At 50.4% G+C, this 15,780-nt stretch carries 16 protein-coding genes; 4 read left to right on the top strand and 12 right to left on the bottom strand.

Annotated features, from left to right (window positions below):
• Positions 1 to 120: 120 nt before the first annotated feature.
• On the bottom strand, positions 121 to 690 hold the full coding sequence (locus KIH86_RS02750; RefSeq protein ID WP_223084577.1) for a TetR/AcrR family transcriptional regulator: 570 nt from the start codon (positions 688 to 690) through the stop codon (positions 121 to 123).
• A gap of 206 nt (positions 691 to 896) precedes the next feature.
• Here KIH86_RS02750 and KIH86_RS02745 point away from each other — a divergent pair, with 206 nt between their 5' ends.
• The 4 genes from KIH86_RS02745 (at position 897) to KIH86_RS02730 (ending at position 5,480) form a co-directional block, all read left to right on the top strand.
• Positions 897 to 2,096: an MFS transporter gene (locus KIH86_RS02745; protein ID WP_223084578.1), complete on the top strand. Its 1,200-nt coding sequence runs from the start codon at positions 897 to 899 to the stop codon at positions 2,094 to 2,096.
• Between the two features lie 221 nt (positions 2,097 to 2,317).
• Positions 2,318 to 3,328 carry a CobW family GTP-binding protein gene (locus KIH86_RS02740; RefSeq protein ID WP_223084579.1) on the top strand — a complete coding sequence of 337 codons (1,011 nt, stop codon included), beginning with the start codon at positions 2,318 to 2,320 and terminating at the stop codon, positions 3,326 to 3,328.
• Between the two features lie 162 nt (positions 3,329 to 3,490).
• Positions 3,491 to 4,486: a permease gene (locus tag KIH86_RS02735; protein ID WP_223084580.1), complete on the top strand. Its 996-nt coding sequence runs from the start codon at positions 3,491 to 3,493 to the stop codon at positions 4,484 to 4,486.
• A gap of 34 nt (positions 4,487 to 4,520) precedes the next feature.
• A complete protein-coding gene (locus KIH86_RS02730) occupies positions 4,521 to 5,480 on the top strand; it encodes a TIGR03943 family putative permease subunit (RefSeq protein WP_223084581.1) in 960 nt (319 codons plus the stop codon).
• Positions 5,481 to 5,570: 90 nt separating this feature from the next.
• On the opposite strand, the gene rpsN is transcribed toward KIH86_RS02730, so the two are convergent.
• The 11 genes from rpsN to KIH86_RS02675 form a co-directional block, all read right to left on the bottom strand.
• The gene (gene rpsN / locus KIH86_RS02725; protein ID WP_223084582.1) at positions 5,571 to 5,840 is read right to left on the bottom strand and encodes a 30S ribosomal protein S14; all 270 of its coding nucleotides are present in this window, start codon (positions 5,838 to 5,840) and stop codon (positions 5,571 to 5,573) included.
• 22 nt (positions 5,841 to 5,862) lie between these two features.
• Positions 5,863 to 6,918 carry a metal ABC transporter substrate-binding protein gene (locus tag KIH86_RS02720; RefSeq protein WP_223084583.1) on the bottom strand — a complete coding sequence of 352 codons (1,056 nt, stop codon included), beginning with the start codon at positions 6,916 to 6,918 and terminating at the stop codon, positions 5,863 to 5,865.
• Positions 6,899 to 7,771, bottom strand: a complete 873-nt coding sequence (locus KIH86_RS02715; RefSeq protein WP_223084584.1) for a metal ABC transporter permease — start codon at positions 7,769 to 7,771, stop codon at positions 6,899 to 6,901. Before KIH86_RS02715 ends, KIH86_RS02720 begins: the two co-directional genes overlap by 20 nt.
• A complete protein-coding gene (locus KIH86_RS02710) occupies positions 7,717 to 8,421 on the bottom strand; it encodes a metal ABC transporter ATP-binding protein (protein ID WP_223084585.1) in 705 nt (234 codons plus the stop codon). Before KIH86_RS02710 ends, KIH86_RS02715 begins: the two co-directional genes overlap by 55 nt.
• A gap of 186 nt (positions 8,422 to 8,607) precedes the next feature.
• Positions 8,608 to 9,807, bottom strand: a complete 1,200-nt coding sequence (locus KIH86_RS02705; protein ID WP_223086020.1) for an MFS transporter — start codon at positions 9,805 to 9,807, stop codon at positions 8,608 to 8,610.
• 81 nt (positions 9,808 to 9,888) lie between these two features.
• Complete coding sequence (locus KIH86_RS02700; RefSeq protein WP_223084586.1) at positions 9,889 to 10,917, bottom strand: ROK family protein; 1,029 nt, start codon at positions 10,915 to 10,917, stop codon at positions 9,889 to 9,891.
• Positions 10,918 to 11,085: 168 nt separating this feature from the next.
• Positions 11,086 to 12,057: an alpha/beta hydrolase gene (locus tag KIH86_RS02695; protein ID WP_223084587.1), complete on the bottom strand. Its 972-nt coding sequence runs from the start codon at positions 12,055 to 12,057 to the stop codon at positions 11,086 to 11,088.
• Positions 12,058 to 12,245: 188 nt separating this feature from the next.
• Positions 12,246 to 12,518, bottom strand: a complete 273-nt coding sequence (locus KIH86_RS02690) for a CD3324 family protein (protein ID WP_223084588.1) — start codon at positions 12,516 to 12,518, stop codon at positions 12,246 to 12,248.
• Positions 12,519 to 12,745: 227 nt separating this feature from the next.
• Positions 12,746 to 13,471: a tryptophan synthase subunit alpha gene (gene trpA, locus KIH86_RS02685; RefSeq protein WP_235775232.1), complete on the bottom strand. Its 726-nt coding sequence runs from the start codon at positions 13,469 to 13,471 to the stop codon at positions 12,746 to 12,748.
• The gene (gene trpB, locus KIH86_RS02680; protein ID WP_223084589.1) at positions 13,437 to 14,708 is read right to left on the bottom strand and encodes a tryptophan synthase subunit beta; all 1,272 of its coding nucleotides are present in this window, start codon (positions 14,706 to 14,708) and stop codon (positions 13,437 to 13,439) included. The genes trpA and trpB overlap by 35 nt, the downstream gene beginning before the upstream one ends.
• Before the next feature lie 15 nt (positions 14,709 to 14,723).
• Positions 14,724 to 15,692, bottom strand: a complete 969-nt coding sequence (locus tag KIH86_RS02675) for a sugar-binding transcriptional regulator (protein WP_223084590.1) — start codon at positions 15,690 to 15,692, stop codon at positions 14,724 to 14,726.
• Between the last annotated feature and the right edge of the window lie 88 nt (positions 15,693 to 15,780).

The following is a 15,780-nucleotide window of genomic DNA, read 5'->3' as shown; positions in this document are numbered from 1 at the left end:
CACCAAGCACACATGTCGATCCTGCTCTAAACATGAGGGGTGCCCCAAGCAGCCATTTCATGGCTTTTGGGACACCCCCGTTTCGTTCAGGCACAGGCTGTTCTGTTGTCTGCCCCGATACTAAAAACCATGAAAAGCGGTCGTCACCAATTGGCGGACATAGTCATCGTCCAGTTTCTCTCCGGTCAGAAGCATCCGATAAAAGATCGGTCCGTAGATGAGGTCCAGCGCAATCGCGATATCGAGTCCTTCCTTCAGTTCTCCCCGCTCCGCCCCTCTCTCCAGAAGCTTGCGGGCATCGCGCCGCCGGGGCTGGAAGTACCGTGTGCGATACGCTTCAGCGATGGCCGGATCGGACTGTCCTTCCCCGATAATCTCCGCAAGCATCTTCCCTTCGCGGCTGGTCATAAATCTGGCGAAGTTGGTTGCATGGAGAAGAACATCTTCATATACGCTACCCGTGTCCGGCAAAGGCATTCTTTCTGTGGCAGCGGAGAGAAATCCATCGATTACGACCGCCGCCTTATTGGGCCACCATTTATATATTGTAGCTTTACTGACTCCGGCCCGCTCCGCGATCTTCTCGACCGTAACCGAACCGAAGCCTTCCTCCTGCAGCAGGTCGTATGAAGCAGACAGAATCGACTGCTGTGTCTCCATGTTTCTCGGGCGTCCTCTCTTGGTGTTCATTTGAATCCTCCCTTATATAACCCTTTAAAAAACCATACGTTTATTATACTAAAAAAATAGGCAGCGAAAAATGAAAAAGCCTATTTACAAAACGGTACGTTCAGTATATTATTAACTCATGAATTAGTGAACTAAACGTTCAGTATTTATTTCAAAGGATTGAGATCCACTCATGGACCAGCCAATCCAATCCAAGGAGGATAACCATGAAAATCGAGCATGCGGTAGAGGTAAAGGAAGCTTCCCTCTCGAACGGAATGACCGTACTGCTGGCCGCCGCCTGCGGCCTGATCGTCGCCAATCTGTATTATGCCCAGACTCTTGTAGGACCTATCAGCAGTGCTACCGGGCTGCCGTCTTCGGCAGCGGGACTAATCGTCACCATCACCCAGATCGGCTATGTACTCGGACTGCTGTTCATCGTACCACTCAGTGATCTGTTGGAGAACCGCCGTCTTGCCTCCGCGGCTCTCGTCGTTGCCGGCATCGCGCTGCTGGCCGCCGCCTTCGCCCGCGGTTCCGTGATGTTCCTTACCGCGGCGCTCTTCATCGGCCTTGGCTCAGTGGTCGCCCAGATTCTTGTTCCCTTCGCCACATATATGTCGTCTGAGTCGCAGCGCGGCCGGGTGGTCGGCAATGTGATGAGCGGCCTTCTGCTGGGCATCATGCTCGCCCGTCCCGTCGCCAGCTTTATTGCCAGCTATTTCGGTTGGCAGGCGGTGTTCGCCTTCTCTGCGGTCGTAATCATGCTTCTCGCAGCTCTTCTGTCCCGCATTCTGCCTGAACGAAAACCCGCTCCAACCGTGCGGTACGGCAAATTGATCGCTTCGCTGGGCAGCCTTCTTCGCCACACGCCTGTCCTGCGCCGCCGGGCTTTCTATCAAGCATGTCTGTTCGGAGCCTTCAGCCTGTTCTGGACGGCAGTTCCTCTTCGGCTGGCACATGATTTCGGAATGTCCCAACAAGGTATCGCCTGGTTCGCACTCGTCGGCGTCGGCGGAGCAATTGCGGCTCCGATCGCCGGCAGACTGGCGGACAAAGGGCTGACAAAACTGATGACAGGGATTGCCTTCATCCTCGCATCGCTGTGCTTCTTTCTGACGCTGGTCATTCCCGGACATTCAACGGGCTCGCTCATCCTGCTCTGTGTATCCGCGATTGGACTCGATATGGCTGTATCCGGCAATCTGGTGCTTGGACAGCGGGCGATTTACACCTTGGGAAGCGAAGCCAGAGGACGGCTTAACGGATTGTTCATGGCGATCTTCTTCATTGGAGGCGCGATCGGCTCATCCTTGGCAGGCTGGTCTTATTCCACGGGCGGCTGGCATTTGACGGCGCTTATCGGTCTGGCGCTGCCGCTCATCGCACTGTTGTATTACTTCACCGAGAGAAAAGGCCAATAAGCAGAAGCTGAAGAGAGTGTTCCACCGGATTAAGAAGGGCCGTGCAAGCTGCAAATTGAGCAGCTTGCACGGCCCTTCTTCACGTCTATAGGCAACGCCCCAAAAGACAAGATATCGGAAAGCGTAATCGAAATGCCGGACAAACCATATATATGTATAGCCTTGATTGTCCGATCAAGAGCATTTCGCCATTCATCTGAAGACGTAAAAGGAGAATCCCGATGAAAAAAATACCCGTAATCATTATCAGCGGCTTCCTGGGCAGCGGCAAAACGACACTGCTTGTCGAGCTGATTCAAGTTCTGCAAGCCCGGAAGATCAAGCCGGCGATCCTGATGAACGAATTGGGCAAAGCCGATGTGGACGGTCTGATTCTATCTGAAGCCGCCGAGGGGCTTCCCATGGAAAAGCTGTTTGACGGCTGCATCTGCTGCAGCAAAAAGAGTGAAATCTCCGGTTCTCTCAAGAGCCTGCTGGCGTTGGCTCCCGATGTGGTTCTGGTTGAGCTGACCGGAGTAGCGAATCCGGAGGAGGTCGTCGATGCCATGGCTGAGCCCGAACTGCTTGACCGGATTGTTCTGCATAAAGTCATCACTGTGATCGATGCGGAAAATGTACTGGAATACGGCAGCATCTTCTCTTCCGACAAACAGCTCGTCCACACGCTCCGCCGGCAGCTGGAAGTCGCGGACATAATCCTTGTGAACAAGCAGGACCTCATATCCCGTTCCCAATTGTCCAAAGTAGACCGCTTTATAATCAAGCACAACGGTCAAGCCCTCGTAATCCATACAACCTTTGGAAAATGCAATCCGGACCTCCTCCTCGATGGAATCGAGCCTTTGTATATTCCGGCGGAGACACCCAGCCGGTTCAAAGTCATCCCCGCCGGGCACCGCCATCCTCACGATGCAGATTCTGATGCGTCCTTGGAACGGAGGCAGACTTCATTCTCCCGTATCCAAAGCCTCCTAATCCCGATTAGCGGACAGAAGCCGCTTTCCTTGCGCAAGCTGGCCAAGTGGCTGAACGCCAAGGGACAGCGGGTGCTTCGCGCTAAAGGCTATGTTCCGCTGGAGGGCTCGGCCCACACTTCGTTGATCCAGTTCTCGGGAAGACAGCTTCACCATGAGCATGCAGCGTACAAGGGCGCTTATTATTTGGTCATTATCGGCTTCGAGCTTGACGAGACTTCCCTGTTGAAGGATTGGCGGACCAGCGTCATCATTTAACTCCAAATTGCATACCCGCATCGGGTCCGAGGATTTAAGCTAGTGATCTGCATATCAGTCTCAAATCCGTAATGATTCTGATTAATTTACAATCGAAGCGTCATTTGTCGGTACTCCGGGCATAGAATGGGTATATACCAACTCTATCAGAGGAGGCTAACGATGAAAGCTTCGATGCTTTACAAGATTCCGCCTTTTATCCTTCCCGTAATACTGTTCGTGCCTGCTCTGACGGTCAGGCTTCACGGCAAATCCGGACTTCTCGCCAATCCGCAATTACAGCAGATCAAGACGATCTTTGTAGCGATTATCCTGGAAGCCCTGCCTTTCATTTTATTAAGCGTACTCTTGTCGTCACTTGTTCAAGTATTCCTGAAAGATGAGTGGATCGGCCGCCTGAACCCGAAGAATCCGCTTGTTGGCGTACTGCTGGCTTCCTCGCTGGGCATCGTTCTGCCCATGTGCGAATGCGGCATGATTCCCGTCGTAAGGAGATTAATGGTAAAAGGGATGCCCGCGTATATCGCGGTTACCTTTATTCTCAGCGGTCCGATCCTGAATCCGGTCGTCCTGACATCTACCCTTGTTGCGTTCCGCTCGCATCCCGAAATCGTGTGGAGCCGGATGGGACTGGCCTTTGCCGTTTCGATATTGACTGGCTTGATTGTGTACGGGCTGTTCCCGAAGAAACCGCTCAAGCAATCTTTGACTGCTTTCAGGCTCCGGAGCGGAAACGCGTCCTCACATGAGCACCCCCAATCATGGGAAGGCTTCTTCGTCCATGCCGGGAATGAATTGATCGAGATGAGCAAGTATTTAGCGCTCGGCGCTTTCGTAACCGCCTGTATTCAAACCTTCATCCCCCGTGACCAGCTGTTTGCTCTGGGGAACGGCTCCGTCTCATCCTATTTCTTCATGATGGGGTTCGCCTTCGTCTTGTCGCTATGCTCGACCTCCGACGCTTTCGTCGCATCCGCGTTCACGCATACCTTTTCGGCTGGTCCGCTTATTGCCTTTCTGGTGCTGGGACCAATGCTGGATTTCAAAAGCTTGCTTATGCTGCTCGCGACGTTCAAGTCCAGATTTGTCATCTGCCTCAGTGTGCTGCTTGTGATCCTGATTCTCCTCGGTTCCGTTGCCATCAATTTTATAATCTGAAGCCTGGATTTCTGGAAAGGAGCTGTCAGAATCAATGGCCTTTACCTGGAGAATTCGAAGCCATTATCTCCTCCGCGCCCTGCTGCTTGCCGCTCTGTCCTTCTATATCATTCACCTGAACGCATCGGATTCCTTGCACTATTATTTGGCTCCCCGGATGCAGAAGCTGCTGCTGCTATGCCCTGTGCCCCTTCTTTTTATCACGTTTGGGATGCTGTGGCATGCCCTGACAGGAAGCACGGATCAGCTATGCGACTGCGAACACCCGCTGCCCGAAGGCTTGCTGAAGAACGTAACCGTCTACGGTCTGTTCGCGCTGCCGCTACTATTCGGTCTTGCATTGCCCGATCAGGCGCTTGGCAGTGATATGGCTCTTAAAAAAGGAATCGTATACTCCATATCCGATTTCGAGCTGCGGCGCAAACCGGAATCTGTGAACCAGGCAACTGGAACAGCCGCCGAAACGATGGCCGCGCTACAGCAATCGGGGACAACCAAGCCTGAATCAAGCGATCCAAACAAGCTGTTCGTTGCAAAAGATATATATGGCGTGGAATTCGCCGAACTGGCCAAGCGGCTCTACGCGCTGCCGTTGATCCAGGTTGACCCGTCCATCTACTCGGAAACCATCGGCGCCATCGATATGTACAAGCAGAGCTTTGTGAATAAACCGATCACCCTGCAAGGCTTTGTCACCCGGCAGAAAGGCATGGATGCGAACAGGTTTGCAATCAGCCGGTTTTTAGTCATGTGCTGCACTGCCGATGCGGTTCCGTTCGGGACAGTTGTTCATAGCCAAGCGGCCTCCTCTCTCAAGAATGATACATGGGTCCGGATTGATGGAACGATCAAGACCGGTACGGTTAACGGAAAGGAAGTATTGCAGATCGAAGCCAAACAGATCCAAGTGATCAAGCAACCGGAGTCTCCTTACATTTATACCAATCCCGATTCAGTGGCCGAATTTGACAAACTGTATTCGCATGGTAAATAGCAGGCCGCCGCTTCATCATCTCTTCTATAGAAAAAAACAGAAAAAGGCGCCATTGGGTGGCGCCCGTAACGTTATCTCGTATGCGTCAGATTACCAGCTTGCTTTGGTCACACCGGGAATTTGACCTTTGTGAGCCAATTCGCGAAATACAATCCGGGATACCTTAAACTTGCTGATATATCCTCTCGGCCGTCCTGTAACCGAGCAGCGGTTATGCTGACGGGTTGGCGACGAATCACGGGGCAGCTTCTGCAATGCTGCATAATCCCCTTGCTCTTTCAACTCTCTGCGCTTATTCGCGTATTTGTCAACCAGAGCTTGACGCTTCTGCTCTTTAACGATCTTCGATTTCTTGGCCATGAGTCTTCCCTCCCTTCTAGTGCTACTCGTTCAGCGCTGCCTTTAAAGCTTCCAGATTTTGATGCATGACTCCGATATAATCAAGACCGGCGGCGACTTCATCGTCCGTCAAGCCTTCAATCGGATTCAGCACTGCGGACTTGGCTCCGATCTCCTTGGCGATCGTGTCGGCAACTTTGGAGGATACCAGCGTCTCGAAAAAGATCGTCTTCACGTTATGCTCCTTCGCAAACTTGACAATATCGGCCATTTGGGCGGCCGACGGCTCCTGTTCAGGGGACAGACCGGCGATCGGAACCTGCGTCAGTCCATACTCCCGGGCCAGATAGCCAAAAGCGGCATGCTGTGTAATGAAGTCCTTGCGTTTGCTGTCTCTAGTGGCTTCGGCATATTCTTTGTCAAGAGCTTCCAGCTCGGATACATAGGCGTCGGCATTAGCCTTAAACTGCTCTTTGTATTGCGGGGCCGCTTCGGACAGCCCCTGCTCGATATTGCGGACCTCCTGGATCGCCAGCGCCGGGGACAGCCATACATGCGGGTCCAGGCCTCCATGGTCATGATCATGTCCGCTCTCTTCATGCGCTCCTTCTTCATGGGCATGTTCACCGTCATCATGGGCTTCTTCGCCATGCTCGGACTCTTCTTCCGCGCCTTCCATAATATCGATTCCATGGCTGGCCTCGATGCTCTTCAGTCCGGTTCCCGTGGCGCTGTCCCGCACCTGATCCACCCAGCCCTCCATGCCCGCTCCATTATAAATGAGCACGTCGGCCTTGCTGATGGAAGCCATATCCTGGGCTGTCGGCTCCCAATCATGCGGCTCCATTCCGGCCGGAACGAGATTTTCCACATGAGCGAGATCTCCTGCAACATGACGCGTGAAATCATACATCGGATAGAAGCTCGTCTTGATCTCCAACGTTTCCTTTACCGGCGTAGTGGGAGATGCTCCCGGCGCTGCCGACTCGCTGTTATTTGCCGAAGTGTTATTCCCCGTACCGGCATTCGAGCCGCAGCCCGCCGCAATCAGCATCATTGATAAGGACAAAACCGTTAAACTACGATTCCAGCATTTCATGTTTCATGAACTCCTTTTTTTGAAAATGTTTTTTGGTGCTCCGCCGCCCATGCATCCGCAGCATTTTTTGCAGCAGCAGGGTAGTCAACAGAAATACAAGCAGAACAAGCGCAATCGTTCCTCCAGGCGGCGTATCGATATAATAGGAAAGAGTCAAGCCGGAAAAAACGCCGGCCCATCCGGTACCGATGGATATCAGAATCGCTGCCGTGAACCCGGAAGCAATCCGCAGAGCCAGTGAAGCCGGCAGGACGATTAGCGCTGAAACCAACAGCACGCCCACAACGGGCATGGCGACAGCGACCGTCATTCCGGTTAACACGGCGAAAGAGAACGACAACAGCTTGGTATGACCACCGGTAATGACAGCCGTCTCCTCGTCAAAGGTCAGAATATACAGCGGGCGCCGCAGGATCACAAAATAAAGCAGCCCGAGGAATGTAACAATGGCCATAAGCAGCAATTGAGTATCGCTAACCGCAACAATGGAACCGAAGAGATAGGAACTGAAGCTTTTGCTCCAGTTCTGCTTCAAGCTCATCAAGACAACGGCGAGCGCCAATCCCGAAGTCATAATGATGGCTACCGGCAGTTCACTGTATGTACGATAGGAGCGTCGCAGCTGCTCGATGACAATTCCTCCGGCAACAGCTATCGCGAACCCGCCCAGAGCGGGATCAATATGTACAACCGAGCCAAGGGCAACCCCGGCAAGGGATACATGGGACAGCGTATCCGCCATTAACGCCTGACGGCGAAGCATCAGGTAAACTCCAAGCAGCGGAGCAATCACACCGATCATCGCTCCTGCCCAAAAGGCGCGCTGCATGAATTCGTAACCGAACATCGCCATCCCTCCTCCTTCCGCTCCAGCTGAATCAGGGTATCCAGATACTTTGCCGTCTCACCAAGCTCATGCGTGACCATAATGACCGTCCGCCCCCGCTGCGATACCTCATATCTGAACAGCTCGTACAGCTGTGACCGGCCCGCCGAATCCAGTCCGGTAACAGGCTCATCCAATACGAGCACCTCAGGCTCCTGAGCCAGCGCGCGGGCGATGCAGACACGCTGTTTCTGACCGCCCGACAGTTCTCCAACCTTACGGTTGCGATACTCCCACATGTCCACCTGATTCAGACTTCGCTCAACAACCATCCGGTGTTCGTCATTGAAACGGCCGAATGCTCCCAGTCGGGAATAACATCCCGAACGGACCAGCTCGATCACCTTGCTTGGAAAGCCCGCATTGAATGAAGATACTTGCTGCGGAACATAGCCTACAACCATCTTTGTCCCGTCTTTCCGTGAGCCGTTAAACGCAACTGAACCGCTCCAGGGCTTGAGCAGCCCCAGCATCAGCTTCAGCAAAGTCGATTTGGACGTTCCGTTCGAGCCCGTGATCCCGATAAATTGTCCGGCATGGATATCCAGCGAGAGGCTTTCGATAACCGGCTCATTCCCATACCCAAAGACAACATCACGCATGGACGATAGAATCACATCAATCTCTTCCTTTAATCGTAATTATTACGCTTTTACCCCACACACTATATCGTAATAATTACGATTTGTAAACCCCGAACATCGTAAAATCCCGCAAATCAAAAAAACTCCTGACTTGTCTTAAGGACAAATTCAGGAGCCGCAAGGCAATCTGATTTTATGCTTCGGTATTCAGCGAATCGTTCAAATTAGTTCCTCACGTTTAGTTAAATATCGGAATAGAATGCAGCCGCAGACGGCACATAGAAGAGCGCATAAACCAATAAATCCATAACCCGCTTGCAGACCGCGCAGCAAACCGGTAGGGTCACTATTACCATAAATCTTTTTTACCGTTTCGATGACAAATCCGATCACATAGTTGCCAATAACACTGCCAAGCCCCATCAATGTAACGGTAAAAGTTATCGCAGTATCACTTCCACGCGGATAGCGTTTGGCAATAAAAGCCATGACGGTCGGATAAATCATTGCAATCCCGATCCCCGCCGCTGCAAAAAGTAAAGACCATCTTTCCCCTCCAACAATAGCAGCAAATGTGCATATCGCAGACGAGCCCGAGAAAATGATGAGAGAAAGCGTAAATCCAATTTTATCTGTCACCGGTCCCAGCAAGAGCCTGGCAACAGCAAAGAGAAGGAAAAATACGGACAACAAGCCGGAAGCCTTGACTGTGTCCCAGTGGTACGCTTTTTCCAGAAAATTCACCAGCCAGCCGCCTACAGCCATCTCCGATACAACCCCAAACGAGAGAATCAGCACCAGCCACCACAACGCCGGGTCACGCGTCAATTCTGTAAAAGAAGTACGGTTCTCGCTTGGAAGATCATCCCCGGGAAATGAACTGCGCAATGCAGTCAAAATCGGAAGCAAGGATAAAGCGAGCATGACCAGATACATTCCCCGCCAGTCCAGCGCATGGCCGAACACTTGAATTGACATAACGCCTGTGGCAATCAGCGGCGCAACCGTAGAGCTTAATCCATAGAAGAAATGAGATAGGTTCATCATCGTACCGACATTTTTCACAAAAATACGGGCACCCAGAATAGCCAGTGCAATCTCCAGCATTCCGTTACCGATATACATCAGGAAGTAAGAAGCTGCAAAAAACGGGTAGGTGTGCGATAGAAAAATAAACAGGCCTGAAATAAGCATGGATGCAAAGGACAGAATACTTGTGGCCTTGATCCCCCATTTTCGCACGAGAACGGCGGTAAACGAGCAGGCAATCAAATAGCCTAATGCGTTCAGGGACAGTAGACTCCCCAGCTGCTCTTCGTTCAAACCGAAGTCAAATTGAATCCGTGGAATTGCCGGGCCTTTTATATTCTCCGAGATCCCAAAAATGATAAACCCCAAAAAGATAGTGGCAAGCTGCATGGCATAAACTTTATTAATCTTGCTTAAGCGTAGTTTCAACCTTATTTCCTCCTGGATCTATGAGCAAGTAAGTGTTCGGGATCATCTTCGTTCTACCAATTGCAGACGATAGGTTAGACTCTCAAGCGTAAGTGTAATAATCCCGGTCATATATTCTTCTTGCGTATTATTTTTGATTAACAGAGTGGGCAAATGTTCCTTCGGAATATAACGCAAACAGCCGTTGACCATATCTTCAGACATGGAGGGATCGGTCAGATCGCCGGTGATGGCAATGGCAACCGGGTTGATGATCGTGATGATGGAAGACAGCAATTGAACCGCTACCGATACAAATTCCTCCTTATTATGCAATCGCTCCAATTGCTCTTCCCGGGTAAAGCCAAAGGGAAAGTATGAAATTTCACCCGCGAAATTCGTGGTCCCAGTTACAATTCGCCCGTTAACAATAAAGCCTGCTCCGGGAAAATGATTGTTGGGAAACGTCACCACGGCAAAGGTCTTATCTTCCTCCAGATTCTGCAAATTGTAGAAGCCGTAGACCGTTAAATTCATGTCATTCTCGATAATAATATCGATGTTGTATTTGTCCTCAAGCCGCGGACCCAAGGCTTCTCCCGCCAGCGGATCTACATCGCAAATCCCGATGACGCCATGATGGGCCACTCCCGGGATGCCGATTCCGATTGCTTTTATATTGTTGTACTTTTCAACGAATTCCCCGATCAAAGCATCAATCGTTGCGGCATCAATGTAACTTAGGCTGCGGATTCCCTCCTCCACCTTCTCGCCAATTAAATTTACGAGCGCATAGGTAATCGAATGCCGGCCCCCTTCGGTCTTCACCAATAAACAGAGAACATACGCATAGTCAGCGTTGAACATGTACTGTCTGGCCGGACGGCCGCCGCTGGATTCCTCCAGCTCCCGTTCAAGAACTTCCCCGCTCTCTACTAATTCGTTCAGAATCGTGCCGCAGGTAGCAACACTTAATCGCGTCATATTGGCAATCGATGCTTTCGTTCCTGTACCCACAGCCTTCAATGTATTTTTCACTAACTCCACATTGATTTTTTTGACCTGGAGTGTATTATGGGATTTAGGTATCACAGTATCCCCTCATTTGTCCTATTATTAAAACTCTTTTAATAAGTGAAATATAATAAGATTGAGTTCAAATGTCAAGCTGCCGTATAAAAAAAGCTCGCAATTGCCGAAGCAACTACGAGCCTCATTCATTTACAAGGTGGTACAGTCGGGAGGATTCAAACTTCAAAATCAAAGTAACTCCAGAGCTTTCAGCAAGGCGTATTCGCTTGATTTGGCGCCTTCCTGAGAATAATGTGCATTCGGAAACATTGGAGCCAAATGATGATATCCAGGGTACACATGTAATTCAACCAGGACACCGTCAAAGACCAGTTGTTTGGCAAATAGCAAGGCTTCATCTATGAAGAGATCAATGCTGCCAATACTTATATAGGTGGGCGGCAAGCCGGCCAGAGATTGTGCACGCGCAGGCGCGTAATACTCACTTACCCCCTCCTGACCAGGTTCATGCCCTAATACAGATTTCCATCCGAAATAATTGCTTCGCTTGGTCCACACAAACTCACCGGCATATGGATGTTCCGGCGAAATACTCGTACGGTCATCGAGCATTGGACTGCGCAGCCTTAAATGATGGATATCGAATTCCTTCTGATCCCGGATGTATAGGGCTAGACCCGCCGCCAGACCACTGCCGGCACTGCTGCCTGCAACAGCGACTTTTTGAGTATCGATCCCTAGTTCCCCGGCATGCTCAACACACCATTTCAGGCCCGAATAACAATCCTGCAATTGACTTGGCTGAATATGTTCTGGCGCCAGGCGATAATACACCGATACGCAGCAAAAACCATGTTGTGCAGCCAGCGACGCATTAGCTGAGCGATCGACGACCGGACTGCCCATTACCATTCCGCCGCCATGCAGGGAATAATATAACGGCAGCTTTTCATACCTGGGCTCACAGGGCTTAATCATTTCTATGCGAATATCTGGACCGCCAAAATAACTTGGCACCACCCGTTCTTCAAATGTGACAGGGAACATCTGTGTTACATCGACTTGCGGCAGCATTTTGGATTGATTCTCCCGTGATTCCATTAGCGCAGCTTCGGTTAGATCGCTTGTCGGGAATAAATCAATGGCATCGATAATCTCCTGATCGATCAGATGCCTGCTTCTGCTTATTTGTTCGTTCATAATTACTGTTTCCTCGCTTTCCTGGGGTCTAGTATTCCCCTGCTGGATCGGTTTCCTATTCATATTCTAAAGAGTGCAATAGGCTCTTAAAAATAAAAACAATGACTTAGAATCATTCTTTACATAAAAAAAGCACGGATGAAAAAATTTCATCCGCGCTTCATTCATGCTTCATCAGTCCATGTCTTCTACTTATGATGTGAATATACAATTCTCTTAATGGTATCAATCGAGAGGAAATATTCCTTGGCAAGCTGTTCAATACTGCTACTATTATGCTTAAAAGCATGTCTGATGGCAGCATTCCGATAATCATGCCACTGCCTTCCACCGCTTAAGCTTCCCCAGCTGTTATATTCCTTCTCCTGCTTAGGAATGTAAATAGTCTCTCCCTGAACATACTTCTGGATCTCGATGACCAGCTTTTCCGGCAGTATTTTTGCAGCGTTCGTATATTTCAATTTTGCCCGCTCCTTATTTTAGTTTTCAAATAAGGTGCAAAGCCAAACTATTAGAAAAGCTTGTTCAGCGTTTAACCATCATTTCGCCCCATGCAAAGTAACGCTTCCCCAATAATTGGCTTTGCATGAGTAGCAGCAGTGACAGACAATCTCAAGCGATTCTCCACCGGTAAAGCACCCCCTTCACTTTGCTAGTATAGCATATTTCCAGGTTAGTGCTCCCCTGTCTACGAATGAACAAGCGCCTGAATCGGAGCCAGAAATTGTCCGACGCCCTCAAGCCCTTCTGTCTCCAGCAAATTCAGAAGATGGCTGCCTATGATAGCGACATCGCATTTGCCAATCAGGAATTGGATGTCATCGATATGTTGGATTCCGAAACCAACACCAATTGGAACCGCTGAAGTCTGCCGAACGCGCGCCAGGAAAGCCGAAGTAGTATCGTCGAACATCGTTCTCGCGCCGGTTACGCCTTTACGCGCGACGCAGTACAGCATACCGCCGGTTTGCCCGGCGAGATAGGCTAGACGCTCATCTGGTGTGTACGGGGTCGCAAGCAAAATCGGGTCAACCCGGAAGTCACGGCAAGCTTGCAAATACAGCTCGCTTTCTTCCGGAAATGCATCCGGTACGATCAAGCCCTGGATGCCAATTGAAGCGCATTTCTCTACGAAACGCCTTACCCCGTATTGATACAGTACGTTGTAATAAGTCATGATGACAAATGGGATGTCATATTCACTGGAAACATGCTCTGCGAAGGCAAAACATTGATCCACCGTCGTCCCGCGCTCCAGCGCTGCCTGGTTCGCCAGCAAGAACGTCGGACCATCTGCAATCGGTTCAGAGAAGGGGATTTGCAATTCAACCATATCAACGCCGTTCTGTTGAAATAATCGAATCATTGCTTCGTTGGTTTCAAAATTTGGGTATCCAAGGATCTGGTGTGCCATTATGGAGATTTTTTTCATATTGGCTGTTCTTGAGAGCGATAAATGATGTCCATTCTTCATCCTGCATCCCCTCCGCGATATTAAAAATATCCTTATCTCCACGACCGGACATATTGATGATGACAATATCCTTCGCGGCAGTCTGTTCGATTTCACGAAATGCACCCGCAAATGCATGCGTGGATTCCAGCGCGGGAACAAGCCCTTCCTTCGTCAGCACCAGCTTCAATGCAGCAATCACTTCGTCATCTGTTGCAGCTTCAAATCTGACCCGTGACTTCTCGGCAAGGTCAGCCAAAATCGGTGATATTCCTGTATAGTCCAACCCTGCTGCAATACTGAATGTATCATGCATTTGACCGTCGTTATTTTGCAGGAACAACGATTTGTAGCCCTGCGCAATGCCATCTTTTCCTTGCCCGTATGCAATGCGTGAGGCATGCTGTCCGGATTGCCTGCCTTTCCCCCCAGCTTCAACACCGATAAGTTCAATATTTGGGTCCGTCATGAAGGCTTGAAATATTCCAAGCGCGTTCGAACCGCCACCCACACAGGCATAGATCCGGTCTGGCAGCCGGTGCTCGGCCTGCATGATTTGTTGTCTGGCTTCAATGCCAATAACGGATTGGAAATAGGCGACCATTGCCGGAAAAGGATGCGCGCCGGAAGCTGTACCCAGCACATAATGCGTATGCTCGAAAGAAGACACCCAATCGCGAAGGGCTTCATTGATCGCGTCCTTTAATGTCTGCGAACCATATTCGACCGGGACAACCGATGCGCCATATCGTTTCATCCAGAATACGTTCGCATATTGCCGCTCCATATCTTCTTTTCCCATATATATAGTCGCTTCAAGTCCCAGCCTGGCGGCCACGATTGCTGTGGCTACACCATGCTGTCCAGCACCTGTCTCGGCGATGAGCCGCGTCTTCTTCATCCGCTTCGCGAGCAAAGCCTGTCCAAGCGCATTGTTGATTTTGTGTGCGCCCGAGTGATTCAAATCTTCCCGTTTAATATAAAGCCTGGCCCGGCCAAAATGATTCGTCAATCGCTCCGCGTACGTAAGTGGAGTAGGACGGCCGGAGAAATCGGCAAGCTGGCTTACATAGTACTCCCAGAATGCAGCATCCTGCTTGATTTGCGTGAAATGCTCGTTCAATTCGGCAAATGCCGGATATAAAATTTCGGGTATAAATGAACCGCCGTACGAACCGAAATAGCCTTCCCGATGCATCACAACCATCCTTTCTTAAATGACCCGTTTGCTCTCCAGAGCAAGCACCGCTTGCGCCGTCGCGAGGTCAGTGACCAGAATATCAATCCACTGCCCATTCAGCGCTGCTGCGATTGCCTCTACCTTCTCCATTCCACCAGCAATTCCAATGACATTCGGGATACCCCGAAGATGCTGGGCAGAAATTCCGATCATTCTCCGGCTCGACTGATAAGGAATGATTCGCCCGTCACTTCCCAAAAAGGATGCACAAATATTCGAAACAGCCCCCAGATCCCGTACCTCCTGCAATTCATCAAGCCGGAAAGCTCCGGCCTGCATGATCGTTGCTTCCCCGGATACTTGCCCAATCCCGACAACCGCGATCGTGCAGCACTCCGCCTTCTGAAGAACCATCGCGATTTGCGGCTCTTTCTTCAGAAACTCGGCGGCTTCTTCCGAATCGACCACAGCGGGCGCATGAAGCAGCCAGTACTTGGACCGCAGCTTCTCGGCCATAGTGCTTGTATTGGCGTTCGCGTGCCAAGTTGCACCTTCGGCGCCATATCCGCCAACGAGCGATACGAATTGCAAATTGTTGCGGGAGTAGTATTCCGTTGCGCTTGCGAGCGATTGAACGGAGCGTCCTGCCATAATGCCGACTATGTCGTTATCTTTAACCATAGATTCCAACAACGCTGCACACGCTCTTCCGAGCTGCATCGTTCTTGTCACTTCGTCGTTGTCCTGCACTTCGACAATGAGGGCGTCACGAATGCCAAACTTCTCGACAAGTTGTCTTTCCACTTCCTGCTCCATCGAATACGGATTTCGGATCGAAATCTGTACGATCCCCTCCGTTCTCGCAGCAGTCAACATGCGGCTTACATGCGGACGGGAGATGCCTAAGCGCTGTGCGATGTCCTGCTGATTCAATCCTTCTTCGTAATACAACTGGCTAATCTTGACCAGCATTCGGATACGTTCATCATTAATATCCACCATCTCCCACCTGTCGTGAACATATGTACTTCACATGTAATTATGTACATAAATATATACGCATATCTTATTTTTGGCAATAGTGCTTGTT

It is taken from the genome of Paenibacillus sinensis (genome assembly GCF_019904155.1).
Taxonomy (GTDB): Bacteria; Bacillota; Bacilli; order Paenibacillales; family Paenibacillaceae; genus Paenibacillus_AQ; species Paenibacillus_AQ sinensis.
This window is presented reverse-complemented; position numbering and strand designations above follow the sequence as displayed.